This window comes from Streptomyces sp. NBC_01537, from assembly GCF_045040445.1.
Classification (GTDB): Bacteria; Actinomycetota; Actinomycetes; order Streptomycetales; family Streptomycetaceae; genus Actinacidiphila.
This window is the reverse complement of record NZ_CP109392.1, coordinates 2769939-2794291: the sequence shown is the minus strand read 5'-3', so window position 1 is coordinate 2794291 and position 24353 is coordinate 2769939. Positions and strand designations below refer to the sequence as shown.

Annotated in this window: 26 protein-coding genes and 1 pseudogene; 20 read left to right on the top strand and 7 right to left on the bottom strand. The window is 71.1% G+C overall.

Translation table 11 applies throughout. The features are described from left to right. Positions 1-4 precede the first annotated feature (4 nt). The 3 genes from leuD to OG607_RS12825 all read left to right on the top strand — a co-directional run bounded on the left by leuD (position 5) and on the right by OG607_RS12825 (position 1764). Complete coding sequence (gene leuD / locus OG607_RS12835) at positions 5-598, top strand: 3-isopropylmalate dehydratase small subunit (RefSeq protein WP_405722670.1); 594 nt, start codon at positions 5-7, stop codon at positions 596-598. 167 nt (positions 599-765) lie between these two features. Further along, positions 766-999, top strand: coding sequence for a hypothetical protein (locus OG607_RS12830; RefSeq protein ID WP_329311878.1), 234 nt, complete (start codon positions 766-768; stop codon positions 997-999). Positions 1000-1122: 123 nt separating this feature from the next. Then, positions 1123-1764 (top strand): HU family DNA-binding protein, encoded by a 642-nt coding sequence (locus tag OG607_RS12825; RefSeq protein WP_405722667.1) that lies wholly within the window; start codon positions 1123-1125, stop codon positions 1762-1764. A gap of 249 nt (positions 1765-2013) precedes the next feature. On the opposite strand, the gene OG607_RS12820 is transcribed toward OG607_RS12825, so the two are convergent. Both OG607_RS12820 and cofC read right to left on the bottom strand, forming a co-directional pair. Then, the gene (locus OG607_RS12820; RefSeq protein WP_405722665.1) at positions 2014-2232 is read right to left on the bottom strand and encodes a hypothetical protein; all 219 of its coding nucleotides are present in this window, start codon (positions 2230-2232) and stop codon (positions 2014-2016) included. A gap of 85 nt (positions 2233-2317) precedes the next feature. Next, positions 2318-2983 (bottom strand): 2-phospho-L-lactate guanylyltransferase, encoded by a 666-nt coding sequence (gene cofC / locus OG607_RS12815; protein ID WP_405722662.1) that lies wholly within the window; start codon positions 2981-2983, stop codon positions 2318-2320. A 168-nt stretch (positions 2984-3151) separates the two neighbouring features. Between cofC and OG607_RS12810 the strand changes: the two genes are divergently transcribed. Genes OG607_RS12810 through OG607_RS12800 form a run of 3 tightly spaced genes read left to right on the top strand, consistent with a single transcriptional unit; the run spans position 3152 to position 6043 of the window. Next, positions 3152-3868: a lysophospholipid acyltransferase family protein gene (locus OG607_RS12810; protein WP_405722659.1), complete on the top strand. Its 717-nt coding sequence runs from the start codon at positions 3152-3154 to the stop codon at positions 3866-3868. A gap of 2 nt (positions 3869-3870) precedes the next feature. Then, positions 3871-4866 (top strand): NAD(P)H-dependent glycerol-3-phosphate dehydrogenase, encoded by a 996-nt coding sequence (locus OG607_RS12805; RefSeq protein ID WP_405736722.1) that lies wholly within the window; start codon positions 3871-3873, stop codon positions 4864-4866. A gap of 40 nt (positions 4867-4906) precedes the next feature. Further along, positions 4907-6043, top strand: a complete 1137-nt coding sequence (locus OG607_RS12800) for a D-alanine--D-alanine ligase family protein (RefSeq protein ID WP_405722657.1) — start codon at positions 4907-4909, stop codon at positions 6041-6043. Positions 6044-6099: 56 nt separating this feature from the next. On the opposite strand, the gene OG607_RS12795 is transcribed toward OG607_RS12800, so the two are convergent. Next, a complete protein-coding gene (locus tag OG607_RS12795) occupies positions 6100-6603 on the bottom strand; it encodes a DUF3515 domain-containing protein (RefSeq protein WP_405722654.1) in 504 nt (167 codons plus the stop codon). Positions 6604-6663: 60 nt separating this feature from the next. Continuing rightward, complete coding sequence (locus OG607_RS12790; RefSeq protein ID WP_329311871.1) at positions 6664-6897, bottom strand: Lrp/AsnC ligand binding domain-containing protein; 234 nt, start codon at positions 6895-6897, stop codon at positions 6664-6666. Positions 6898-7053: 156 nt separating this feature from the next. Between OG607_RS12790 and OG607_RS12785 the strand changes: the two genes are divergently transcribed. Both OG607_RS12785 and thiD read left to right on the top strand, forming a co-directional pair. Next, entirely contained in the window at positions 7054-8016 is a 963-nt protein-coding gene (locus OG607_RS12785) for a thiamine-phosphate kinase (RefSeq protein ID WP_405722648.1), read from the top strand. Continuing rightward, positions 8013-8843 (top strand): bifunctional hydroxymethylpyrimidine kinase/phosphomethylpyrimidine kinase, encoded by an 831-nt coding sequence (gene thiD, locus OG607_RS12780; protein WP_405722646.1) that lies wholly within the window; start codon positions 8013-8015, stop codon positions 8841-8843. Before OG607_RS12785 ends, thiD begins: the two co-directional genes overlap by 4 nt. Positions 8844-8885: 42 nt before the next feature. Here the strand turns inward: thiD and rpmB are convergent, their stop codons facing one another. Continuing rightward, positions 8886-9071 (bottom strand): 50S ribosomal protein L28, encoded by a 186-nt coding sequence (gene rpmB / locus OG607_RS12775; protein ID WP_014628431.1) that lies wholly within the window; start codon positions 9069-9071, stop codon positions 8886-8888. A gap of 248 nt (positions 9072-9319) precedes the next feature. Here rpmB and OG607_RS12770 point away from each other — a divergent pair, with 248 nt between their 5' ends. The 9 genes and pseudogenes from OG607_RS12770 (at position 9320) to mutM (ending at position 18153) form a co-directional block, all read left to right on the top strand. Further along, complete coding sequence (locus OG607_RS12770) at positions 9320-10891, top strand: DAK2 domain-containing protein (protein ID WP_405722643.1); 1572 nt, start codon at positions 9320-9322, stop codon at positions 10889-10891. A 304-nt stretch (positions 10892-11195) separates the two neighbouring features. Beyond that, positions 11196-13400 carry an ATP-dependent DNA helicase RecG gene (recG, locus tag OG607_RS12765; RefSeq protein WP_405722641.1) on the top strand — a complete coding sequence of 735 codons (2205 nt, stop codon included), beginning with the start codon at positions 11196-11198 and terminating at the stop codon, positions 13398-13400. 66 nt (positions 13401-13466) lie between these two features. After that, positions 13467-14060: a 16S rRNA (guanine(966)-N(2))-methyltransferase RsmD gene (gene rsmD, locus OG607_RS12760; protein ID WP_405722639.1), complete on the top strand. Its 594-nt coding sequence runs from the start codon at positions 13467-13469 to the stop codon at positions 14058-14060. 26 nt (positions 14061-14086) lie between these two features. Next, positions 14087-14566 carry a pantetheine-phosphate adenylyltransferase gene (gene coaD, locus OG607_RS12755; RefSeq protein ID WP_329311865.1) on the top strand — a complete coding sequence of 160 codons (480 nt, stop codon included), beginning with the start codon at positions 14087-14089 and terminating at the stop codon, positions 14564-14566. Positions 14567-14576: 10 nt separating this feature from the next. Then, a complete protein-coding gene (locus OG607_RS12750; protein ID WP_405722637.1) occupies positions 14577-15644 on the top strand; it encodes a cell division initiation protein in 1068 nt (355 codons plus the stop codon). 135 nt (positions 15645-15779) lie between these two features. Beyond that, on the top strand, positions 15780-16358 hold the full coding sequence (locus OG607_RS12745) for a YceD family protein (protein WP_405722635.1): 579 nt from the start codon (positions 15780-15782) through the stop codon (positions 16356-16358). 2 nt (positions 16359-16360) lie between these two features. After that, positions 16361-16534 (top strand): 50S ribosomal protein L32, encoded by a 174-nt coding sequence (gene rpmF / locus OG607_RS12740; protein ID WP_026251550.1) that lies wholly within the window; start codon positions 16361-16363, stop codon positions 16532-16534. Positions 16535-16553: 19 nt separating this feature from the next. Beyond that, positions 16554-17237 (top strand): annotated as a pseudogene (gene rnc / locus OG607_RS12735) (ribonuclease III); the annotation flags it as partial. A 55-nt stretch (positions 17238-17292) separates the two neighbouring features. Then, the gene (gene mutM / locus OG607_RS12730; protein ID WP_405722632.1) at positions 17293-18153 is read left to right on the top strand and encodes a bifunctional DNA-formamidopyrimidine glycosylase/DNA-(apurinic or apyrimidinic site) lyase; all 861 of its coding nucleotides are present in this window, start codon (positions 17293-17295) and stop codon (positions 18151-18153) included. On the opposite strand, the gene OG607_RS12725 is transcribed toward mutM, so the two are convergent. After that, positions 18126-18506 (bottom strand): winged helix-turn-helix transcriptional regulator, encoded by a 381-nt coding sequence (locus OG607_RS12725; RefSeq protein ID WP_405722630.1) that lies wholly within the window; start codon positions 18504-18506, stop codon positions 18126-18128. The two genes, mutM and OG607_RS12725, sit on opposite strands and share 28 nt — an antisense overlap. Before the next feature lie 67 nt (positions 18507-18573). Beyond that, positions 18574-19350 carry a CAP domain-containing protein gene (locus OG607_RS12720; RefSeq protein WP_405722628.1) on the bottom strand — a complete coding sequence of 259 codons (777 nt, stop codon included), beginning with the start codon at positions 19348-19350 and terminating at the stop codon, positions 18574-18576. A 217-nt stretch (positions 19351-19567) separates the two neighbouring features. On the opposite strand from OG607_RS12720, the gene OG607_RS12715 reads away from it, so the two are divergent. From OG607_RS12715 to smc, 3 genes are all read left to right on the top strand, one after another. After that, complete coding sequence (locus tag OG607_RS12715) at positions 19568-19861, top strand: acylphosphatase (protein WP_405722625.1); 294 nt, start codon at positions 19568-19570, stop codon at positions 19859-19861. A gap of 369 nt (positions 19862-20230) precedes the next feature. Further along, complete coding sequence (locus OG607_RS12710; RefSeq protein ID WP_329311858.1) at positions 20231-20434, top strand: hypothetical protein; 204 nt, start codon at positions 20231-20233, stop codon at positions 20432-20434. 188 nt (positions 20435-20622) lie between these two features. Then, the gene (gene smc, locus OG607_RS12705; RefSeq protein ID WP_405722623.1) at positions 20623-24279 is read left to right on the top strand and encodes a chromosome segregation protein SMC; all 3657 of its coding nucleotides are present in this window, start codon (positions 20623-20625) and stop codon (positions 24277-24279) included. The last annotated feature ends 74 nt before the right edge of the window (positions 24280-24353 follow it).

The following is a 24353-nucleotide window of genomic DNA, read 5'->3' as shown; positions in this document are numbered from 1 at the left end:
AGTCATGGAAGCGTTCACCACCCACACCGGCCGGGCCGTCCCGCTGCGCCGCAGCAACGCCGACACCGACCAGATCATCCCGGCCCACTGGCTGAAGAAGGTCACCCGCAACGGCTTCGAGGACGGCCTGTTCGAGGCCTGGCGCAAGGACCCGTCCTTCATCCTCAACCAGCCCGAGCGAAACGGCGCCACCGTCCTGGTCGCCGGCCCCGACTTCGGCACCGGCTCCTCCCGCGAGCACGCGGTCTGGGCCCTGCAGAACTACGGCTTCAAGACGGTCATCTCGTCCCGCTTCGCCGACATCTTCCGCGGCAACTCCCTGAAGAACGGTCTGCTCACCGTCATCCTCCCGCAGGAGACGGTCGAACAGCTCTGGAAGCTCACCGAGGCGGACCCGACGGCCGAGATCACCGTCGACCTCGAAGCCCGCGAAGTCCGCGCCGAGGGCGTCACCGCTCCCTTCGAACTCGACGACAACGCCCGCTGGCGGCTGCTGAACGGCCTGGACGACATCAGCCTGACGCTGGGCAACGAGCCCGACATCTCCGCGTACGAGGCGAAGCGGCCCTCCTTCAAGCCGCGCACCCTGCAGGCCTGACCTGGCATTTTCCCTCCAGTCCCAGCAGATACGACGCAGCGCCCCCGCCGTTGGCGGGGGCGCTGCGTCGTGTTCGGTTGTCTGTTCCGGGGCAATTTGCCGCTGTTGGTGACACAATCGGCACATGACTCTTCTCCCTCCTCGGAGGGAAGCTCGAAAGGCAGCCGATGGAACACCGCCGCCAAGTCGAGCCGTACGCGGCCCTCGCTGCCAGGTTGAAGCAGGCCCACACCCGAGTGGCGGGTCTGCAAGTGCCCGAGGAGATCCGGGTTCAGTTGAGCCGGAAACTCCTCGTCGTCACCGCCGCTTCGAAGCACGATCTCGCAGGTGCGGCAAGGCGTCTGGATGCTCTGATGAAGGACCTCGATGAAGGCCGATTCCCCGATCAAGACTCTTCCTGAGTGCCGAGTTCGTTGCGGCACTAGGGTGATTCGCCCGTTTCGTATTTGATTTGCGGTATATATCCGCCTAGCGTGCGAAAAAGCCCGAACCCAATCGCCGGGCAAGTTTCCGAAGGGGAAGACGTGAACAAGGCGCAGCTCGTTGAAGCGATTGCCGACAAGGTCGGCGGTCGGCAGAACGCGGCGGACGCGGTGGACGCGGTCCTGGACGCGATCGTCCGCGCGGTTGTCGCGGGGGACCGGGTCTCGGTCACCGGTTTCGGCTCGTTCGAGAAGGTGGAGCGTCCGGCCCGTTACGCCCGCAACCCCCAGACCGGGGAGCGGGTCCGGGTCAAGAAGACCTCGGTGCCGCGCTTCCGCGCCGGCCAGGGCTTCAAGGACCTGGTCAGCGGTACGAAGAAGCTTCCGCGCGGCGGCGAGGTCGCCGTCAAGAAGGCGCCCAAGGGCAGCCTGAGCGGCGGCGTCACCGCCAAGGCCACGACAAAGAAGGCGGCCGCGAAGAAGACCACCGCGGCCAGGAAGACCACCGCCGCCTCGAAGAAGGCAGCCGTGGCGAAGAAGACCACCGCCGCGAAGACCGCCGTGAAGAAGACCACGGCGGCCAAGAAGACCACCACCGCCGCCGCGAAGAAGACCACCGCCGCGGCCAAGAAGACCACGACCAAGGCCACCGCCAAGAAGACCGCGCCGGCCAAGAAGGCCACCGCGAAGAAGGCCCCGGCCAAGTCCCCGGCGCGCAAGCGCCCCACCACCGCCAAGCGCTGACCCTCCGGGTTGAGAAGCTGTTGTCCAACCCCCTTCCGGGTCTGAGGGGCCTGGCGCCGCCGCCTCCGGCGTTGTCGTCGGTCACCGACGCTCCGCGTCGATTCCCTCCTCCGCCTTGGATTCGACGGCGCCAGGCCCCTCAGCCTGATCCGAAATGGGATTGGACAACAGCTTCTTACCCCAGCAGGCCGCGACGGGCCGGGCTCCCACCAGGAGCCCGGCCCGCGCCGTTTCCCCACGGGTCGGGGCTCAGCCCAGCGGATCCGGGAAGGTCTGCAACGTCACGAACACCACCCGCCGGGCGTCCCCGACGCCCTCGGTGCGGATCCGCACCCGCTGGCCGGCGCGCAGCAGCCGCAGCCCGCCCGCGTCAAAGGCCGCCGCGTCGAACGGCAGCGGCGTCCCGTCGTCGAGCAGAACGCTGCCTTCACGGCTGCGGGGATCGTACGTATACGCGGTGGCCTGCATGCGCAGAAGCCTAGTGCGATGACCGGAATGGTTCGCCGGGCCCGTCCGGTTCCCGGTCCGTCCTCAATCGCCGGACGGGCTGAATTCAGTGTCCCCCGGCGAACACCAGTCGGGCCGCGATCGCGGCCGTACGCGGGCCGACGCCCAGCGCGAGCGCGACGCGCAGATCCGCCGCCGTGTCGACGTCGCGGCGGGCGGAATCCACACCCGACAGGGTGATCTCGCGGGCCCCGGAGGCGAGGTGCCGGTCGCGGGAGGCGCCGCCGAAGGCGGGATCGAGGGGGACGCCGGGGGTCGCGGCGAGCAGCGTGGTGCCGATTCCGGCCGCATCGGCCAGAAACGCCCGTCCGGGGGCCGAGGCGGCGGCGTCGAGTACTTGGTGCAGGTCGGTCCCCCGCAGGGCCGGGAGATCGGCGTTGAGGGCCGCCACGGCGGCACCGGGGCGGCGGGAGCGCACCGCGTCGGCGCCGTGCCGCAGGGCGGCGTTGAGCCCGGTGCCGGGATCGTCGGGGAGAACGCGCGCGCCGAGGGCGGTCAGTTCCGCACCGGCCAGGGGGTCGTCGGTGACCACGGTCACATCCCTCACGGCCGGACAGGCCAGCGCCGCGGCCACCGTGTCCTGGGCGAAGGCCAGCGCGAGCCCGGCCCGTGACGGACCGGCCGAATCGGCCAGGCGGCTCTTGGCCACGGCCAGCGGCTTCAGCGGGACGACGAGGGACCACCGGAAGGCGGCCGGGGAGGATGCGGACACCGAACTATTGTGCTCACTCCCCCCGCGTCGGCGGCGACCGCCGCCCCTGGCGTTACGGTTGCCCTACCGGCGACACTTGTGCGGCTGCCAGGCCCGCACCGGTGCAGCGCCACAGGAGGCCGCGGCCCGGAGACTCCGGGCGGGCGGCGGATGGAGGAGGAAGTTCTGGTGTCCCGCCGCAGAATCGGCTTCTGGTACCGGCTCGCAGCTGTCATCGCGAAACCGCCGCTTGTTCTCCTCTTCAAGCGTGACTGGCGTGGAATGGAGAACATTCCGGCCGACGGCGGATTCATCACGGCGGTGAACCACAACTCGGCGCTCGACCCCTTGTCGTATGCGCATTTCCAGTACAACAGCGGACGGGTTCCGAGGTTCCTCGCGAAAGCCACGCTCTTCGAGATCTTCTTCGTCGGCATGATGCTGCGCGGCACCGGCCAGATCCCCGTCCTGCGCGAGTCCACCGACGCCGCCAACGCCTTCCGGGCCGCCGTGGACGCCGTCAACCGCGGCGAGTGCGTCGCCTTCTACCCCGAGGGCACCCTCACCCGTGACCCCGAGCTGTGGCCCATGGTGGGCAAGACCGGGGTCGCCCGGGTCGCGCTGATGACCAAGGCCCCGGTCGTCCCGGTCGCGCAGTGGGGCGCCAACAAGGCGCTGCCGCCGTACGGCAAGCCGCACCTGTTCCCGCGCAAGACCCTCGTCGTGCTGGCCGGGCCGCCGGTCGACCTGAGCGCCTACTACGGCTCGGATCCCACCCCGGACGTACTGAAGGAAGTGACCGACATCATCATGGCCGCGGTCGCGGAGCAGCTCTCCGTGCTGCGCGGGGAGCCCGCGCCCGCCGAACGATTCGACCCGCGCAAGCAGAAAGGGATCTCCAAGTGACGATGCGTTGCGCGGTGTACGGAACCGGCTCCTGGGGCACAGCCTTCGCGATGGTGCTGGCCGACGCCGGCTGTGAGGTCACGATGTGGGGCCGTCGCCCCGAACTCGTGGCCGCCATCGACGGGACCCACACCAACCCCGACTACCTGCCGGGCATCGAGCTCCCCCCGGCGATCCGCGCCACCACCGACCCGGCCGAGGCCGCCCGCGGCGCCGAGTTCGTCTTCCTCGCCGTGCCCTCGCAGACGCTGCGCGGCAATCTGGCCGACTGGGCGCCGCTGCTGCCGCCGGACGCCGTGCTGGTCAGCCTGATGAAGGGCATCGAACTCGGCACCACCAAGCGGATGAGCGAGGTGATCGAGGAGGTCGCCAAGGTCGGCCGCGACCGCGTCGCGGTGCTGTCCGGCCCCAACCTCGCCAAGCCGATCGCCGCCCGCCAGCCCGCCGCGTCCGTGGTCGCCTGCACCGACGAGGCCGTCGCCAAGCGGCTGCAGACCGCCTGCCACACCGCGTACTTCCGCCCGTACACCAACACCGACGTGATCGGCTGCGAACTCGGCGGCGCGGTGAAGAACGTCATTGGCCTCGCCGTCGGCATCGCCGACGGCATGGGACTGGGCGACAACACCAAGGGCTCGCTCATCACCCGCGGCCTCGCCGAGACCACCCGCCTCGGCATCGCGCTCGGCGCCGACCCGCTCACCTTCTCCGGCCTGGCCGGCCTCGGCGACCTGGTCACCACCTGCTCCTCGCCGCTGTCGCGCAACCACACCTTCGGCACGAACCTCGGGCGGGGGATGACCCTGCAGGAGACCATCGCGGCCACCAAGCAGACCGCCGAGGGCGTCAAGTCCTGCGAGTCCGTGGCCGATCTGGCGCGCCGGCACGGCGTCGACATGCCGATCACCGAAACCGTTGTCGACATCGTGCACAACGGCAAACAGCCCGCCGTAGCGGTGAAGGAACTGATGTCCCGCTCCGCCAAGTCCGAGCGGTGAGCACGAGGCGGCAACAGGCAGACGGTAAGGTCAACGGGATATGAGCAACCAGCCCTCTTCGAGCCCCAAGCCGCGCGTGGCCGTCGTCTTCGGCGGCCGCAGCTCCGAGCACGGCATCTCCGTCCTGACGGCGGGCGCCGTCCTGCGGTCCATCGACCGTACGAAGTACGACGTGCTGCCCATCGGCATCACGGCGGACGGCCGCTGGGCACTGACCGCCGACGACCCCGACCGGATGGCGATCACCGATCGCAAGGTCCCCAGCGTCGAGCAGGTCAGCGACCAGGAGGGCTCGGTGCTGCTCCCGGTCGACCCGCGCAGCCGTGAGGTCGTCTACGCCGAGCCCGGCGCCGTCCCCAAGGTCCTCGGCGACGTCGACGTCGTCTTCCCCGTCCTGCACGGCCCCTACGGCGAGGACGGCACCCTCCAGGGCCTGCTGGAGCTCTCCGGCACGCCGTACGTGGGCGCGGGCGTCCTCGCGTCGGCGCTGGGCATGGACAAGGAGTACATGAAGCGGGTCTTCATCTCCTACGGGCTGCCCGTCGGCCCGTACGTGGTGATCCGCCCGCGCGAGTGGGAGCGCGACGAGGCCGGCTGCCGCAGGAAGGTCGTCGACTTCGCCGCCGAGCACGGCTGGCCGCTCTTCGTGAAGCCCGCCCGCGCCGGCTCCAGCATGGGCATCACCAAGGTCGACGACCTCTCCGGCCTCGACGAGGCCATCGAGGAAGCTCGCCGCCACGACCCCAAGATCCTGGTCGAGTCGCTGCTCACCGGCCGCGAGATCGAGTGCGGCGTCCTGGAGTTCGAGGACGGCCCCCGCGCCAGCGTCCCCGCCGAGATCCCGCCCGTCAGCTCCCACGCCTTCTACGACTTCGAGGCCAAGTACATCGACTCGGCCGAGGGCATCGTCCCCGCGCCGCTCAGCGCCGAGCAGACCGCCGAGGTCCAGCGCCTCGCCGTCGAGGCCTTCGACGCCGTCTCCTGCGAAGGACTCGTCCGCGCGGACTTCTTCCTCCAGGACGACGGCACGTTCGTCATCAACGAGATCAACACGATGCCCGGTTTCACGCCGATCTCGATGTACCCGAGGATGTGGCAGGAGTCCGGCGTCTCCTACCCCGAGCTGGTGGACCGCCTCATCCAGGCGGCGCTGCGCCGCTCGACGGGCCTGCGCTAGGCCCTGTCCGCCGGACAGGACCCAGCCGTTCGCGTGCCGCTTCCGCCGGGTTGTGCCTACAGCTCGGTCGGAACGGTCCGCTTCACCGCCGCCGCCAGGTCCGTCAGCGGATTGACCTCCGGCGCGTACTCGGTCGGAACCGTCACCTCGACGAAAGCCGTGCGCCCGGTCGTCGTGAACCGGTAGCCCCCGCCCTCCAGCTGCTGGACGAGCCAGCTCACGCCGTTCACATCGGCCGCGTCCGAGGTCGGGTTGTACGTCTTGCTGCCCGGGGTGAGAACCTCCGGCCGCGGCACCCCGCACCGCAGCACCACCGTAGGATCGCCCCAGCCGGCGGTGAGCCGGGAGGCCGGCTCAAGGGCGCGCCGGGAGAGGCCGTCGACCTTGGCGGGCAGCGAGGCGTGGAGCCGCCCGCAGATCGCGGAGGCCTTGGCGGAGGCGGCCGGGACGGCGACGCGGCCGTCACCGGTCCCGTGGTACGCGAAAACGTAGACCGCCGTCGCGGACAGGCACGCGACGGCGGACACGGACAGCAGCACTACACGACGGCGACTGCTCACGAGGCGGCGGACTATCACCCGCCGAGTCTAGAAGAGTGCCGGAGAGGACTCAGAGGTGGATCAGAGATGGACCACCGGACAGGTCAGGGTGCGGGTGATCCCCTCCACCTGCTGTACCTTCGCGACCACCAGGCGGCCGAGGTCGTCGACCGTGTCGGCCTCGGCGCGCACGATCACGTCGTACGGACCGGTGACGTCCTCTGCCTGGATGACTCCGGGGATCTTGGAGATCACCTCCGCTACCGACGAGGCCTTGCCGACCTCGGTCTGGATCAGAATGTACGCCTGTACCACGGAACCTCCAGGGCGGCTACGAGGATCATGTGGGGAGGGGACGCCACGGTACCGCGTCGCCGCACGTCGCGGGGAGACCCGCGCGGGCACGGCCGCGCGCCGGATGCCGCCAGAAGCCGCCCGCAAGAGGAATGACCAGGTGAAGGGGACGAAGCGATGAAGGGGACCGTGGGCGAGTTGGGGGAGTTCGGGCTCATCAGGGAGTTGACCTCCCGGCTGACCTCCAGCCCTGCCGTACGCCTCGGGCCGGGGGACGACGCGGCCGTGATCGCCGCGCCGGACCGCCGGGTGGTGGCCACCGTCGACGCGCTGATCGAAGGGCGGCACTTCCGCCGGGACTGGTCCACCGCCTACGACGTCGGCCGCAAGGCCGCCGCCCAGAACCTCGCGGACATCGCCGCCATGGGCGCCGTCCCCACCGCCGTGCTGCTCGCCCTGGTCGTGCCGGCCGACCTGCCGGTGACCTGGCCGGTCGAGCTGATGGACGGCATCCGCGACGAATGCCAGGTCGCGGGCGCCGCGGTGGCCGGCGGCGACGTCGTGCGCGGCGACACGATCATGGTGTCCATCACCGCGCTGGGCGATCTGCGCAACCGCGAGCCCGTCACCCGCGCCGGGGCCCGCCCCGGCGACATCATCGCCGTCACCGGCTGGCTCGGCTGGTCCGCCGCCGGGTTCGCCGTCCTGTCCCGGGGCTTCCGCTCCCCGCGCGCGTTCGTCGAGGCCCACCGGCGCCCCGAGCCGCCGTACCACGCGGGCCCGGCCGCCGCCGAACTCGGCGCGACCGCCATGACCGACGTCAGCGACGGGCTGGTCGCCGACCTCGGGCACATCGCCGCCGCCAGCGGCGTACGCATCGACCTGAAATCCGCCGACATCGATGTCCCGGCCCAGATGTCCGACATCGGGCAGGCCGTCGGTGTCGACCCGCTGCACTGGGTGCTCACCGGGGGAGAGGACCACGCGATCGTCGCGGCCTTCCCGCGCGATGTGAAGCTGCCCGCCCGCTGGCGGATCATCGGCGAGGTCCTGAAGCCCGCCGGAGTCCCGCAGGTCACCGTCGACGGCGCGCCCTGGGACAAGGCGGGCGGCTGGGACCACTTCGGCGGCGAGGAGTGAGCGCCGTGCCGCCGCCCCGGGTCCTGACCGTCGCCGGTTCCGATTCGGGCGGTGGCGCCGGCATCCAGGCCGACCTGAAGACGATGCTGGCGCTCGGCGTGCACGGTATGAGCGTGATCACCGCCGTCACCGCGCAGAACTCGCTCGGCGTCCAGGGCACCTGGGAGCTTCCCGTGGAGGCGGTGCGCGCCCAGTTCCGCAGCGTCGTCGACGACATCGGCGTCCAGGCCGTCAAGACCGGCATGCTGTCATCCCCCGAACTGGTGGCCGCAGTCGCCGAACTGCTGGCGGGCGTGGACGCCCCCGTCGTGGTCGACCCCGTCGGCGTCTCCAAGCATGGCGACACGCTGCTTGCGCATGAGGCCGTTGAGGCCGTGCGTACGCTGCTGCTCCCGCGCGCCACCGTCGCGACCCCCAATCTCGACGAGGTCGCCCAACTCACCGGCATCGTCGTCGAGGACGAATCCGGCATGCGCAGGGCGGCCGACGCGATCCTCGCCCTCGGTCCCCGCTGGGTCCTCATCAAGGGCGGTCATCTCGCCACCTCAGGGCAGGCCGTGGACCTGCTCTGCGACGGCTCCCGGGAGAGCCGGCTCCGCGCCGCCCGCTACGACAACCGGCACACCCACGGCACCGGCTGCACCCTCGCCAGCGCCATCGCCGCCCGGCTGGCCTGTGGCGACGACGTCCCGGACGCCGTCCACGCGGCCAAGCACTACGTCACCGGCGCGATCCAGCACGGCTTCCCGCTCGGCGCGGGCATCGGCCCGGTCGATCACGCCTGGGCATCCCCGGGCATGGCAAAAGGCCGGTTCACGGTGAGGTGAACCGGCCTTGGGTAGCCGCAAGGCTGCGCTACGACGTATGCGTCAGCGCGCGACCTTACCGGCCTTGATGCACGAGGTGCAGACATTGAGGCGCTTCGGCGTCCGACCGACCACCGCACGCACCGTCTGGATGTTGGGGTTCCAACGACGGCGGGTACGGCGGTGCGAGTGCGAAATGTTGTTGCCGAAGCCCGGCCCCTTGCCGCAGACGTCGCAGTTGGCAGCCACGGGTCACTCCAAAGACTTCAGATGCACGTACGGTGAAAATCCCCTCGGGGCCCGTCATCATGCATAAGTGATGACCGACTGTTCCGGGGGATGGCCCGAGATCGTCCCGGGCAACCGGAGCAGCATACTACGACCGCTGCTGTGCAACGAAATTACCATGGTCGGCAGGCCCTCCGCCCCGGACCGCCCGGCCCCCGGACCTCCCGCTACTGTGCGTGGCAGCTTCACCGCTGCCCCAGGAGGATCACGTGCCCGCACCGCACCCGCTCGATGCTCCTACCGTGCGCGTGTGGTGCCGCCTGGCCCTCCAGGCCCTGGGCCGGGCCCGCGAGGAGATCGACGCGATCAACGTCTACCCGGTCGCGGACGGTGACACCGGCACCAATCTGTATCTGACCGTGGAGTCCGCGGCGGAAGCCCTGGAAGCGGCACCCGGCACCGACCTCGCCGAGACCCTGCGGGCCATGTCGTACGGCGCCCTCATAGGCGCCCGCGGCAACTCCGGCACGATCCTCGCGCAGCTCCTGCGCGGCATGACCCGCGTCCTCGCCGACGGCGGGCCGCTCGCGCACGCGCTGCGCGAGGCCGCCGACTCCGCGTACGCGGCCGTGGCCCACCCCGTCGAGGGCACGATGCTCACCGTGGCGAGGGCGGCCGCCGCAGGCGCGAGCGGCGACGCCCCGGCGACCGTGGCCCGTACCGCCTACGAGGCCGCCCGCGGGGCGCTCGCGGACACCCCGGGCCAGCTGGAGGCCCTCGGCCGGGCCGGGGTCGTCGACGCCGGCGGGCGCGGCCTCGTCGCCGTCCTCGGCGCCCTCGCCGATGCCCTCGCCGGGCAGGAACCGGCCCTCCCCGAGGTCGTCGGCCCCGTGATCCCCTTCGGCTGCGCCCCCGACGGCGACCCGCACGTCGTGCCCGGCGGGCCCGCGTACGAGGTCATCTACCTCCTGGAAGCCGCCGACTCGGCCGTCCCCGCCCTGCGCGGCACGCTCGACGACCTCGGCGACTCCCTCGTCGTGGTCGGCGGCGACGGTCTCTGGAACGTCCACGTCCATGTCGACGACGTCGGCGCCGCCGTCGAGGCCGGTATCGAGGCCGGACGCCCCTACCGCATCAAGGTCACCCACTTCGGCGACCAGGTCCGCGCCGCCCCGGACGAGGCCCCGCGCGGCGAACGCGTCCTGCGCGCAGTCGTCGCCGTCGTACGCGGCCACGGCCTTGCCGACCTCTGCGCAGGCGCGGGCGCGGTCGTCGTCGCCACCGGAGCCGAACTGCCCGACGCCATCCGCCGCGCCCACGCTCGTGAGGTCGTCCTCCTCCCCAACGACGCCACCCTCCGCGAAACCGCAGCCACCGCCGCCGACCACGCCCGCTCCGAAGGCGTCCGCGTCGCCCTCATCCCCACCCGCTCCGCCGTCCAGGGCATCGCCGCCCTCGCCGTCCACGAGCCCGCCCGCCGCTTCGACGAGGACGTCGTCGCGATGACCTCGGCGGCCGGCGCCACCCGCTACGCCGAACTCGCCGTCGCCGAACGCGAGTCCTGGACCTCCGCGGGCATCTGCCAGGCCGGCGACATCCTCGGCCTCATCGACGGCGACGTCGCCGTCATCGGCGGCAACCTCGTCGAAACCGGCACGATCGTCCTCGACCGCATGCTCGCCGCCGGCGGCGAGATGGTCACCCTCGTCCTCGGCGCCGGCGCCCCCGACGACCTGACGGAGCGCCTGGAGGCCCATGTGCGCGACGGCTACCTTGCCGTTGACACGGTTGTCTACAGCGGGGGCGAGCCGGGGTGCCCGCTGCTCATCGGCGTCGAGTAACGGTGCCGTCTGCCGTGGGGTCGGGGGCGCCTGCCGGGGTCTCTCTCCTCGGCGCTCGCGACTCTGCCCTGCCCAGCCGGACCCGGGATCCTCGCTCGTCGCCTGCGGGAGAACCCCTCCACCGCCCCCGCCCGGCCGGAAGGGCATCTTCAGCCCGTCCGGCGTTTGAGGACACGCCCGAAGGGCGTTCGGGGTCCGGGGCGAAGCCCCGGTTCGGGAAGGGGCGGGGTGGGGGAAGACCCGCCCACGGACCGGCGGCTGGGCGCGGCCCCGGTTGTCGGACCCATGCGCGAAGATGGACGCGATGTCTGCCCTCGACGAACCCCTGAAGAAGTCGGTCGGCGGCCGCACGGCCACCGTTCTCGCCGACCACCTCGACCTGCACACCGTAGGCGACCTGCTGCACCACTACCCGCGCAGGTACGCGGAGCGCGGCGAGCTGACCCGCCTGGCCGAGCTCCCGCTGGACGAGCACGTCACGGTGGTCGCGCAGGTCGCGAAGGCGACGAAGAAGACGTTCAACGGGGGCAGAGGCGTACGCCTGGAAGTCGTGGTCACCGACGGCAGCGGATCGCTGACGCTGGTGTTCTTCGGGAAGGGCGTCTACAAGCCGGAGCACGACCTGATCCCGGGCCGGCGGGGGATGTTCGCGGGCAAGGTGTCCGTCTTCAACCACAAACTGCAGCTCGCGCACCCCGAGTACAAGCTGCTGGACGCGCTGGACGACGAGGAGGCGGTCGACTCCTTCGCGAATCAGCTCATCCCGCTCTACCCGGCGTGCAAACAGATCGCGTCATGGAGCATCGCCCAGTCCGTCCAGACGGTGCTGGACTCGCTCGGCGGCACCGGCTGGGCCGGAGTCGGCGAGCCGCTGCCGGAGGCGCTGCGGGAGGCCAGAGGTCTGATCCCGCTGCCCGTGGCACTCGAAAAGGTCCACCGGCCGCGTACGAAGGCGGACCTGGCGGAGGCGCGGGACCGGCTGAAGTGGGACGAGGCGTACGTCCTGCAGGTCGCCCTGGCCCGTCGCCGCGCGGCGGACTCCGCGCTGCCCGCCGTGCCGCGCGTGCCGGCCGCCGAGGGGCTCCTGACGGACTTCGACGCCCGGCTGCCGTTCACGCTCACCGAGGGCCAGCGCAAGGTGTCGGCGGAGATCTTCGGGGACCTCGCCACCGACCATCCGATGCACCGCCTGCTCCAGGGAGAGGTCGGCTCGGGCAAGACCATGGTCGCCCTGCGCGCGATGCTCGCCGTCGTGGACGCGGGCGGGCAGGCGGCGATGCTGGCGCCGACCGAGGTGCTGGCGCAGCAGCACCACCGGTCGATCACGGAGATGATGGGCGACCTCGCGCAGGGCGGGATGCTGGGCGGGGCCGAGCACGGCACGAAGGTGGTGCTGCTCACCGGGTCGATGGGGACGGCGGCGCGACGGCAGGCCTTGCTGGACCTGGTGACCGGCGAGGCCGGGGTCGTGGTGGGGACGCATGCGCTGATCGAGGACAAGGTGCAGTTCCACGACCTGGGGCTGGTCGTGGTGGACGAGCAGCACCGCTTCGGGGTCGAGCAGCGTGACGCGCTGCGCGGGAAGGGGAAACAGCCCCCGCATCTGCTGGTGATGACGGCCACACCGATCCCGCGCACGGTCGCGATGACCGTCTTCGGCGACCTGGAGACCTCGGTGCTGGACCAGTTGCCGGCCGGGCGTTCGCCGATCGCCACGCATGTCGTGCCGGCGGCCGACAAGCCGCACTTCCTGGCCCGGGCCTGGGAGCGGGTGCGCGAGGAGGTCGAGGGCGGGCACCAGGCCTATGTGGTGTGCCCCCGGATCGGGGACGAGGAGGCGGACGCCAAGAAGAAGACCGCCGAGACCCCTTCGGCTGAAGACCTGGCGGAGCGCCGCCCGCCGCTGGCGGTGCTCGACATCGCCGAGCAGCTCGTGAAGGGTCCCCTCGCCGGGCTCAGGGTCGAGGCGCTGCACGGCAGGATGCATCCGGATGCGAAGGACGACGTGATGACCCGCTTCGCGGCCGGCGAGGTGGATGTGCTGGTCGCGACGACGGTCATCGAGGTCGGCGTCAATGTCCCGAACTCGACGGCCATGGTGATCATGGACGCGGACCGGTTCGGCGTCAGCCAGCTGCACCAGCTGCGCGGCCGCGTCGGCCGTGGCTCGGCGCCGGGCCTGTGCCTGCTGGTCAGCGAGATGCCGGAGGCCAGCTCGGCCAGGGCCCGCCTCGACGCGGTGGCGGGGACGCTGGACGGCTTCGAGCTGTCGCGGATCGACCTGGAGCAGCGCCGGGAGGGCGATGTGCTGGGCCAGGCGCAGTCCGGTACGCGATCCAGCCTGCGCATGCTGACCGTGATCGAGGACGAGGACGTGATCGCGGCCGCCCGCGAGGAGGCGACCGCCCTGGTGGCCGCCGACCCGGAGCTGGCCGGGCACCCGGACCTGCGCAGCGCCCTGGAGAGCCTGGTGAACGCGGACCGCGAGGAGTACCTCGACAAGGGCTGAGGCAGGAGCCGGGCCTTATCGTGGGGGAGCCAGCACAACCCCCCACACGACACCTCAGGACGTGACATGACCCGCGTGATCGCCGGGGCCGCCGGTGGCCGCCGCCTCGCCGTGCCCCCGGGGGACGGGACCAGGCCGACCTCGGACCGGGCGAAGGAAGGGCTGTTCTCCACCTGGGAGGCGCTGCACGGCACCCTGCACGGGGCCCGGATGCTCGACCTGTACGGCGGATCGGGCGCCGTCGGCCTGGAGGCACTCTCTCGCGGTGCGGAGCACGTACTGCTGGTCGAGGCGGACCCGCGCGCCGCCCGCGTCATCCGGGAGAACGTCGCGGCGCTGGGCCTGCCCGGGGCCGAGGTGCGGGCCGGGAAGGCCGAGAAGATCCTCGCGGGGCCGCCGCCGGAGCGGCCCTACGACCTGGCGTTCCTGGACCCGCCGTACGCCCTGGAGGAGGAGGAGGTGCGGGAGATCCTGCTCACACTCCGGACCCGGGGCTGGCTGGACGACGGTGCGATCGCCACCGTGGAGAGAAGCACCAGGAGCACTCGGGACCGGGAGTTCGGCTGGCCGGAGGGTTTCGAAGGGCTGAGGGCCCGTCGTTACGGCGAAGGCACGCTTTGGTACGGTCGCGCCGCCCAGGTCACCGACGGGTTGTCATGACGCACCCGAAGAGCGAGGAGTCTCCATTGCGCCGCGCAGTCTGTCCGGGGTCCTTCGACCCCATCACCAACGGACACCTCGACATCATCGCCCGCGCCTCCCGCCTCTACGACGTTGTGCACGTGACGGTGATGATCAACAAGTCCAAGCAAGGGATGTTCACGGTCGAGGAGCGGATCGCCCTCATCGAGGAGGTCACCGCGGAGTTCGGCAACATCCAGGTGGAGGCCTTCCACGGGCTGCTCGTGGACTTCTGCAAGGAGCGCGACATCCCCGCCATCGTCAAGGGCCTGCGCGCGGTCAGCGACTTCGACTACGAGCTGCAGATGGCCCAGATGAACAATGGCCTGTCGGGCGTCGAGACCCTCTTCATCCCGACCAGCCCCACGTACAGCTTTCTTTCCTCTTCTCTTGTCAAAGAAGTCGCCCAATGGGGCGGCGACATCTCCCACTTGGTGCCCCCGCGGGTCCTGACGGCCCTCAACGACAAGCTCGGGCAGCGCTAGGCTCTGCCCTGTGGACGTCCAGAAGAAGCTCGATGAGATCGTCGCCGCCGTAGAGGCCGCCCGGTCGATGCCGATGTCGGCCTCCTGTGTGGTCAACCGCGCCGAGCTGCTCGCAATGCTCGGCGACGTACGGTCGGCGCTGCCCGACTCCCTCTCGCAGGCCGAGGCGCTGCTCGGCGGCCGCGAGCAGATGGTCGAGGAGGCCCGCGCCGAGGCGCAGCGGATCATCGAGTCCGCGCACGCCGAACGCGGCTCAATGATCTCCGACACCCAGATCGCCCAGCAGTCCCACGAGCAGGCCGAGCGCATCGTCGCCGACGCCCGCCGTGAGGCCGAGGAGATCCGGGCCGAGGCCGACGACTACGTCGACAGCAAGCTCGCCAACTTCGAGGTGGTCCTCACCAAGACCATCGGCTCGGTCGACCGCGGCCGCGAGAAGCTCCTCGGCCACGGTCCCGGCCTGGACGAGCAGGGCTACGAGGACGAGGACGCCCCCCAGCGCTCCACCGACCCCGAGACCCTGCGCCGCGACGCCGACGCCTACGTCGACGCCAAGCTCGGCGCCTTCGAAGCGGTGCTCTCCAAGACCCTGGAGGCCGTCGGCCGCGGCCGCCTCAAGCTCACCGGCCACAGCGCCGCCGACGAACTGGGCGCCCACATGGCGGCCCAGGAGGCGGCCGGCATCTCCGCCGAACAGACGGACGCCGAGTACATGGCGGGCCTGGCCGCCCCGGTGCCGCAGCAGCCGCAGGCCCCGGAGTACCAGCCGCAGCAGCAGCCGCAGTACGACCCCAACGCGGGCTACGGCTACCCCCAGCAGGACCCGTACGGGCAGCAGCAGGGGTACCAGGACCAGTACGCCGCGGACCCCTACGCCGCCCAGCAGCAGGGCTACCAGGACCCCGCCTACGGCTACCCCCAGCAGCAGCAGCCGCAGTACCAGGACCCGGCCGCCGAGCAGCAGGGTTACGGCTACCAGCCGCAGCAGGCCGCCCTGGACGAAACCAGCTTCTTCGACACCGGGATGATCGACCTGGACCGGCTCCGGGAGCTGGAGCAGCGCCGCGGTTTGGGCTGAGCCCGGGGGACCGGTATCCTGATCCCTCAGCCGTGTAATCCCCCGGCGCTTTGGCGTGTCCGCAGCCCGCGGGTCCACGCCGACCGATGAAAGCAGGAAGTCCTGAACACCCGCCTCGACCACCGCGCACCGCTCGTGTTCGACACGCACGAGCTGGGCCGTCGTCCTGGTGCGATGAAGAAGGTCTCCCGTACGGTTCCGGCGCCCAAGGATCTCGGCATCGAGGTGATCGGCGTCCGCGAGGGCGCGGACATCCCGATTGATCTCCGCCTGGAGTCGGTCATGGAGGGGGTACTCGTCACGGGTACCGCCCGTGCGCCGCTCTCGGGGGAGTGCGTAAGGTGTCTGGAGCCGATCGAGCGCGAGCTCGACGCGGAATTCCAGGAGCTGTACTCCTACCCCGACGCCGACACCCGGACCGGTGGGCACCTCAAGCCCGCCGACGCCGGTGACGACGCCGAGGAGGAGGACACACTCCACCTCGAGGGCGACCTGTTCGACCTCGAGCCTGTGCTGCGTGACGCGGTGGTTCTCGAACTGCCGCTGCAGCCGGTGTGCCAGGAAGACTGCCTGGGCCTGTGCTCCGAGTGCGGAGCCCGGCTCACGGACGACCCGGACCACCACCACGAGGTCACCGACATCCGTTGGGCGGCCCTGCAGCAATTTCAGAAGAGCGGTGCCGACCAGGGTGCCGACGAGAACCAGGAGAAGTAGCCGTGGCTGTTCCGAAGCGGAAGATGTCGCGCAGCAACACGCGCCACCGCCGTTCCCAGTGGAAGGCTGCGCCCGTGAGCCTCGTGGCGTGCGAGCGTTGCCACGAGCCGAAGCAGCAGCACATCGCGTGCCCGAGCTGCGGCACCTACAACCGTCGTCAGGTCCTCGAGGTCTGATCGGCGGGTGACGGGCTCCATGTCAGATACGGCAGCCTCGTCCCACACGCTTCTGGAAGGGCGGCTCGGGTACAAACTCGAGCCCGCCCTTCTGGTGCGTGCGTTGACGCATCGCTCCTACGCGTACGAAAACGGTGGCCTGCCCACCAACGAACGACTTGAGTTCCTCGGGGACTCCGTCCTCGGCCTGGTGGTCACGGACACGCTCTACCGCACCCACCCGGACCTTCCCGAGGGCACCCTTGCCAAACTCCGTGCCGCCGTGGTCAATTCACGCGCGCTCGCGGAGGTCAGCCGCGGTCTCGACCTCGGCAGCTTCATCGCGCTGGGGCGCGGCGAGGAGGGCACCGGCGGCCGCGACAAGGCCTCCATCCTCGCGGACACCCTCGAAGCGGTCATCGGCGCGGTCTACCTCGACCAGGGCCTCGACGCCGCCTCGGAGCTGGTCCACCGGCTCTTCGACCCGCTCATCGAGAAGTCCTCCAACCTCGGTGCCGGCCTGGACTGGAAGACCAGCCTCCAGGAGCTCACCGCGAGCGAGACCCTCGGCGTTCCCGAATACGTGGTCACCGAGACCGGCCCCGACCACGAGAAGACCTTCACGGCTGCCGCTCGCGTCGGTGGTGTCGAGTACGGCACCGGCACCGGCCGCAGCAAGAAGGAAGCCGAGCAGCAGGCCGCGGAAGCGGCCTGGCGGAGCATCTCGTCCCGCTGACGGGTCGGGGGGACGACTCCCCCCGACCCACGAGGGAGAACCCATGCCCGAGCTGCCCGAAGTCGAGGTCGTACGCCGCGGCCTCGCCCACTGGGTGAGCGGCCGCACCGTCGCCCAGGTCGACGTGACGCATCCCCGCGCCGTCCGACGCCACCTCGCCGGGGCGGAGGACTTCCAGGCCCGCCTCAAGGGGGCGACCCTCGGCGAGGCCCACCGACGGGGCAAGTACCTGTGGCTGCCGCTCGGCGGTGATGCCGCGCTGCTCGCGCACCTCGGCATGAGCGGCCAGCTCCTCGTCCAGCCCCACGACGCCCCCGCCGAGACCCACCTGCGCATCCGCATCCGCTTCGAGGACGAACTCGGCACCGAGCTCCGCTTCGTGGACCAGCGCACCTTCGGTGGCCTGTCCCTTCACGAGTCGGCGCCGCAGGACGGCGTACCCCTCCCGCTCGCGCACATCGCGCTGGACCCGCTGGACGCCGCCTTCGACGAGGCCGCCTTCCACGCGGCCCTTCGCCGCCGCCGTACGACGATCAAGCGCGCGCTGCTCGACCAGTCCCTGATCAGCGGGGTCGGCAACATCTACGCAGACGAGGCGCTGTGGCGTACGAAGCTGCACTACGAGCGGCCCACCGCGACCCTCACCCGCCCCGTCACCGCGGAGCTGCTCACCCACATCCGCGAGGTGATGGGCGACGCGCTCGCCGCCGGCGGGACGAGCTTCGACAGCCTGTATGTGAACGTGAACGGCGAGTCCGGCTACTTCGACCGGTCGCTGGACGCCTACGGCCGCGAGGGCGAGCCCTGCGGCCGCTGCGGCACGCCGATCCGCCGCCGGCCGTGGATGAACCGTTCCAGCTACTACTGCCCGCGCTGTCAGCGCACGCCGCGCGCCTCGTCGTAGCGCTGCTGGGCCTCGATGACCTCGGGCATCCGCTCCTCGACCAGCTCGATGAGGGCGACCAGCCGCTCGGCGGTCTCCTGCCCCAGCGGGGTGAGGCTGTAATCGACGCGCGGCGGATTGGTCGGCTGCGCCTCCCGGTGCACGAGGCCGTCGCGCTCCAGGGCGTGCAGGGTCTGGGAGAGCATCTTCTCGCTGACGCCGTCGACCCGGCGCCGCAGTTCGTTGAAGCGCAGCGGCCCTTCGCTGAGCCCGCCGAGGGCAAGGATTCCCCAGCGGCCGGTGACGTGTTCCAGCGTCGGCCGCGACGGGCAGGCGCGCGCGAACACGTCGAACTCGGGGCAAGGGCTGTCCATAACGGCCAGCGTACGCGCGAGCAGCGCAACCCACCAGGTTGCGCTAACCAGAGGTTAGTGGCCGGGCCTAGTAGCCGAAGTCCTGGGTCCACCACGGGCCGCCGTCGGCGAGGAACGCGCCGACACCCAGGGTGCGGAAGTTGCAGTTGAGGATGTTGGCGCGGTGGCCGTCGCTGTTCATCCAGGCGTCCATCACGGCCTGGGCGTCGGCCTGGCCGCGGGCGATGTTCTCGCCGCCCAGGCCGGTGATGCCGGCCGCCTCGGCGCGGTCCCAGGGGTCGTTGCCGTCGGGGTCGATGTGGTCGAAGAAGTCCCGCTTGGCCATGTCCTTGCTGAAGTCCGAGGCGAGCTTGCCCAGGTCCGCGTCGGCGATCAGCGGCGCGCAGCCGATCTTGGCGCGCTCGATGTTGACCAGCGCCAGCACCTGGTCCTCGGCGCTGTTCCCGTTGTTCGCGGGGTCGGTGGCGGTGCTGGAGGCGGTGGGGCTCGGCACGACCGTGGCCGTGACGGTGCTGGCCGGCACGCTCGGCACCGCGGTCGGCGCCGAGGTGCTCGGGCTGGCCGGCAACGACGGCGAGACCACCGGGGCGCTGGGGCGGGTGTTGCCCCGGCTGGCGGGCTCGGAGGCCCGGTCGGTGGGCTCGGCGGACGTACCGCCCTGCACACCGGTGTTCTCGGCCTGGCTGCCCGCCTGCACGGTGTCGCTTGCGCCGGTGAAGGAGTAGCCCCCGGAGCCGTCCGGCGAGGGGAGCAGCCCCGCCGACACCGCTATCGCGCCCACCGCCATCGCTGCCGAGGTCGCCAGCAGCCCGGTGCGTACGGGGTGGCGGCGCCGTTTCCTCATACCCGCGTTCGTGCGGTTGGTCCGGTCTGTCCGGCGACGGCGGCCACCGCGATGCGCGGCCACGGGCTGTGGGGCAGTTCTGGAATGGCGACCCATCCGGCACAGTCCTTGTGTTGTGGTGTCACTCGTACGGGCGAGTCCTGTTGCGGCGCGACTGTATCGAATTACGCGTGCGACTGTGGTGATCCTGTGAGAACTGCCGGGATAGCGTGCGGACATGAACGAAAATGTCCGGCTCGACGTCCGGCTCACGGTATGGGTGCGCGGCAGGGTGCAGGGAGTGGGTTTCCGCTGGTGGACCCGGGCGAACGCACTGGAGATCGGCGGCCTGTCGGGCTATGTGAGCAATCTCGCAGACGGCCGGGTGCAGGTCGTGGCCGAAGGGGACCGGACCGGCTGCCAGCGTTTGCTGGTATGGCTGCGGGACGGGGACACGCCCGGGCGGGTCGATGGCGTGACCGAGATCTGGGATGTTCCGCGGGGCGGCTACGAGGGCTTCCAGATTCGTTGAAGTCCGGACGTTCTCGCAGGTGGGCGCGGGGTCCGTATGCCCGAGGCAATCGCATGGGACAAGGTCTGCGGGGAGGTTGCCTTTTACGGGTCGCCATGCAAGGCTGCGGGCATCGGGGTCGATCACCAGCCTCGCGGCATGCACCCGGCGTCCTCTTCGCGCCGTGATTTCTTAGGCATGCGCGATGACCGGGCTGTGATCGTGTTGACCCTCAAACCTTTTGGTGAGACGCTGGAAGCCCCGCCCACCGAGGTTGTTATGGCTTGAAAACGGCAGCTTCGGGGCTCTACAGGGCGCGGGTGCCAAAACCCCTCACTCACGACCCATACCGCTCCCCGGTCGGTCACTCAGCGTGGAGGACCATCCATCATGGCAAAGGCGCTTCTCGGTTACGTCGGCGGTCCCGACCCGCGACTCCTCTCCGAGATGCGAAGGCTGCAGCAGCGCGTTCAGGACCTGGAAACCGAGCTTGTTCGGATCCAGGCGGAGAACGATGCGCTTGCTGCCGCGTCGCACGAAGAGTCGCTGCTCAGCAGCATCGACGTACACCACGCGGAGCCCGTTCTCGCTTGATCTGCCTTTCGGCAGACAAGTGGCGACGAGCCCGTTTGGGAATGTGCAAGGGACGCTTCGGCGTCCCTTCGTCGTTTTTTCGCCCCCCGCTCCAGCTGTGATCTCCGCCCTTACGGTCTGATGTGCCCTGCGCGTCCGTGGGTGAAACTCCTGGGGGCCCGCGAAAGCGACCGGTAAAGTTCACCGGCGTGCACCTCAAGAGCCTGACCCTGCGCGGGTTCAAGTCGTTCGCCTCGGCGACGACGCTGCGCTTCGAACCCGGTATCACCTGCGTCGTCGGCCCCAATGGCTCCGGCAAGTCCAATGTTGTGGACGCGCTGTCCTGGGTCATGGGCGAACAGGGCGCGAAGTCGCTGCGCGGCGGCAAGATGGAGGACGTCATCTTCGCCGGCACCACGGGGCGTCCCCCGCTCGGCCGGGCCGAGGTGTCGCTGACCATCGACAACAGCGACGGCGTGCTGCCGATCGAGTACGCCGAGGTCACCATCACCCGGATCATGTTCCGCAACGGCGGCAGCGAGTACCAGATCAACGGCGACACCTGCCGGCTGCTCGACATCCAGGAACTGCTGTCCGACTCCGGCATCGGCCGCGAGATGCACGTCATCGTCGGCCAGGGCCAGCTCGACTCGGTGCTCCACGCCGACCCGATGGGTCGCCGCGCCTTCATCGAGGAGGCGGCCGGTGTACTGAAGCACCGCAAGCGCAAGGAGAAGGCGCTGCGGAAACTGGACGCCATGCAGGCCAACCTCGCCCGCGTCCAGGATCTCACCGGTGAGCTGCGGCGGCAGCTCAAGCCGCTGGGCCGGCAGGCCCAGGTGGCCCGCCGGGCGGCGGTCATCCAGGCCGACCTGCGCGACGCCCGGCTCCGCCTGCTCGCCGACGACCTTGTCACCCTCCGGGACGCCCTGCGCACCGAGGTCGCCGACGAAGCCGCCCTGAAGGAGCGGCGCGACGCCGTCGAGGAGCTGCTCACCGCCGCCGTCCAGCGCGAGGCCCGCCTCGAGGAGCAGGTCCGTGCCCTCTCGCCCCGGCTCGCCGACGCCCAGGCCACCTGGTACGGCCTCTCCCAGCTCTCGGAGCGCGTACGCGGCACGATCGGCCTCGCCGAACAGCGCGTACGCCATGCCACCAGCCAGCCCGCCGAGGAGCGGCGCGGCCGCGACCCGGAGGACATGGAGCGCGAGGCCGCCCGCATCCGCGAGCAGGAGGCCGAGCTCACCGAGGCCCTCGACGCCGCCCAGCGGGCCCTCGACGACACCATCGGCCACCGCGCCGACCTCGAAGGCCGGCTCGCCGACGAGGACAAGCGCCTCAAGGCCGCCGCCCGCGCCATCGCCGACCGCCGCGAAGGCCTCGCCCGCCTCAGCGGCCAGGTCAACGCCGCCCGTTCCAGGGCCACCTCCGCCGAAGCCGAGATCGGCCGCCTCACCGCGGCCCGCGACGAGGCCCGCGACCGCGCCGAGTCCGCCCAGGAGGACTACGAGGAGCTCAAGGCCCAGGTCGAGAACCTCGACGCCGACGACTCCGAACTCGACGCCCGCCTGGACGCCGCCAAACGCGACATGGCCGCCGCCGACGAAGCCCACTCCGCCGCCCGGGACGCCTCGACCGCCGCCGAACGCCAGCGCGCCGCGACCTCCGCGCGGCACGACGCCCTCGCCCTCGGCCTTCGCCGCAAGGACGGCACGGGCGCGCTGCTGGCGGCGGGGGACCGCCTCTCGGGTCTCCTCGGCCCCGCCGCCGAACTGCTGACCGTCACCCCGGGCTACGAGGTCCAGGTCGCCGCCGCGCTGGGCGCCGCCGCCGACGCGATCGCGGTGTCCGGGCCCGGAGCCGCCGCGGAGGCGCTGCGCTTGCTGCGCCAGGACGACGCGGGCCGTGCGGCGCTGCTGATCGCCGAAGGCGCAACCGTGTTGTGGGAGAACGTTCCGCAAGGCGGAACGGGCTGGCACAACGCGGCCACCGGCTCGCAGCCGGCCACGATGTCTCAGCCCACCGCGACCGCATCCGTCCCCCACGCCCGCACCGAGGCCGACGCGGACCTCAACCACGCCGCCGCCCTGATCTCCGGCCCCGCCGAGCTCCTGCCCGCCGTACGGCGGCTGCTCCGGGACTACGTCGTCGTAGCGACCCTCGCCGACGCGGAAGCGCTCCTGGCCGCCCACCCGGGACTGACCGCGGTCACCGCCGAGGGCGACACCCTCAGTGCCCACTTCGCGCAGGGCGGTTCCGCCGGTGCCCCCAGCCTCCTGGAAGTGCAGGCGGCGGTGGACGAGGCGACGGCGGAGCTGGAACGTCTCGCCGCGCAGTGCGAGGAACTCGGCGCTGCGCAGAGCGCGGCGAAAGAGCGGCGCGCGCAGGCAGCCCGCCAGGTGGAGGAGCTGACCCAGCGCCGCCGCGCGGCGGAGAAGCAGAAGTCGGCCGTCGCCCAGCAGCTCGGCGGCCTGGCCGGCCAGGCCCGCGCGGCGGCGGGCGAGGCGCAACGTACCGCCGCGGCCGTCGGCCGGGCCGAGGAGGCCCTCGCGGCGGCGGCCGAGGAGTTCGAGGAGCTCTCGTACCGTCTGGGCGAAGCCGAGGCCGCCCCCGCCGAGGAGGAACCCGACACCTCGGTCCGGGACCGGCTCGCCGCCGACGGTGCCAACGCCCGGCAGACCGAGATGGAAGCCCGGCTCCAGGTGCGTACGCACGAGGAGCGCGTCAAGGGCCTCGCCGGCCGGGCCGACGGCCTGGACCGCGCTGCGCGCATGGAGCGCGAGACGCGGGCGAGGGCCGCGCAGCGCAGGGCGAGGCTCGAGTACGAGGCGGGCGTCGCCTCGGCCGTACTGGCCGGCGCGCGCGGGCTGCTGGCCTGCGTACAGGTGTCCGTGGCCCGCGCCGAGGCGGAGCGCGCGGCGGCGGAGAGAGCCAAGGCGGAGCGCGAGGCGGAGCTGGGGGAGGAGCGCAAGCAGGGCCGGGAGCTGAAGGCGGAGCTGGACCGGCTCACCGGTGACGTCCACAAGGGCGAGGTGCTCGGCGCGGAAAAGCGCATGCGCATCGAGCAGTTGGAGGCCAAGGCGCTGGAGGAGTACGGCATCGAGCCGGCCGGCCTGGTCGCCGAGTACGGCCCCGAGCATCTCGTACCCCCTTCCCCGCCGGCCGAGGGCGAGGAGCTGCCGGAGGACCCGGAGCACCCGCGCAACAAGCCGCGCCCGTACGACAGGGCCGAGCAGGAGAAGCGGCTCAGGGCCGCCGAGAAGGCGTACACGCAGCTCGGCAAGGTCAACCCGCTGGCCCTGGAGGAGTTCGCGGCGCTGGAGGAGCGGCACCAGTTCCTGAGCGAGCAGCTGGAGGACCTGAAGAAGACCAGGACCGATCTTCTTCAGGTCGTGAAGGAGGTCGACGAGCGGGTCGAGCAGGTCTTCACGGCCGCTTACCACGACACGGCCCGTCAGTTCGAGGGCGTCTTCTCCCGGCTGTTCCCGGGTGGCGAGGGCCGGCTGATCCTCACCGACCCGGACAACATGCTGACCACAGGTGTGGACGTGGAGGCCCGTCCGCCGGGCAAGAAGGTCAAGCGGCTGTCGCTGCTGTCCGGTGGCGAGCGGTCCCTCACCGCGGTCGCCCTGCTGGTGTCGATCTTCAAGGCCCGGCCGAGCCCGTTCTATGTGATGGACGAGGTCGAGGCGGCCCTGGACGACACCAACCTGCAGCGGCTGATCCGGATCATGGAGGAGCTCCAGGAGAGCTCGCAGCTGATCGTGATCACCCACCAGAAGCGCACGATGGAGGTCGCCGACGCGCTGTACGGCGTCTCCATGCAGGGAGACGGCGTGTCCAAGGTGATCAGCCAGAGGCTTCGTTAGATGGCATCTACATTCAGGTAATGAATACATAAGTCCTCGCTGTGTGTCGGAAGAGACTCCAGGCAGGCTTTTAG

Coding starts and splice junctions, on each gene's coding strand:
- leuD (WP_405722670.1), top strand. CDS start 5: ATGGAAGCGTTCACCACCCACACCGGCCGGGCCGTCCCGCTGCGCCGC.
- OG607_RS12830 (WP_329311878.1), top strand. CDS start 766: ATGGAACACCGCCGCCAAGTCGAGCCGTACGCGGCCCTCGCTGCCAGG.
- OG607_RS12820 (WP_405722665.1), bottom strand. CDS start 2,232: ATGCAGGCCACCGCGTATACGTACGATCCCCGCAGCCGTGAAGGCAGC.
- OG607_RS12805 (WP_405736722.1), top strand. CDS start 3,871: ATGCGTTGCGCGGTGTACGGAACCGGCTCCTGGGGCACAGCCTTCGCG.
- OG607_RS12800 (WP_405722657.1), top strand. CDS start 4,907: ATGAGCAACCAGCCCTCTTCGAGCCCCAAGCCGCGCGTGGCCGTCGTC.
- OG607_RS12785 (WP_405722648.1), top strand. CDS start 7,054: ATGAAGGGGACCGTGGGCGAGTTGGGGGAGTTCGGGCTCATCAGGGAG.
- recG (WP_405722641.1), top strand. CDS start 11,196: ATGTCTGCCCTCGACGAACCCCTGAAGAAGTCGGTCGGCGGCCGCACG.
- rsmD (WP_405722639.1), top strand. CDS start 13,467: ATGACCCGCGTGATCGCCGGGGCCGCCGGTGGCCGCCGCCTCGCCGTG.
- mutM (WP_405722632.1), top strand. CDS start 17,293: ATGCCCGAGCTGCCCGAAGTCGAGGTCGTACGCCGCGGCCTCGCCCAC.
- OG607_RS12725 (WP_405722630.1), bottom strand. CDS start 18,506: ATGGACAGCCCTTGCCCCGAGTTCGACGTGTTCGCGCGCGCCTGCCCG.
- OG607_RS12720 (WP_405722628.1), bottom strand. CDS start 19,350: ATGAGGAAACGGCGCCGCCACCCCGTACGCACCGGGCTGCTGGCGACC.
- OG607_RS12715 (WP_405722625.1), top strand. CDS start 19,568: ATGAACGAAAATGTCCGGCTCGACGTCCGGCTCACGGTATGGGTGCGC.
- OG607_RS12710 (WP_329311858.1), top strand. CDS start 20,231: ATGGCAAAGGCGCTTCTCGGTTACGTCGGCGGTCCCGACCCGCGACTC.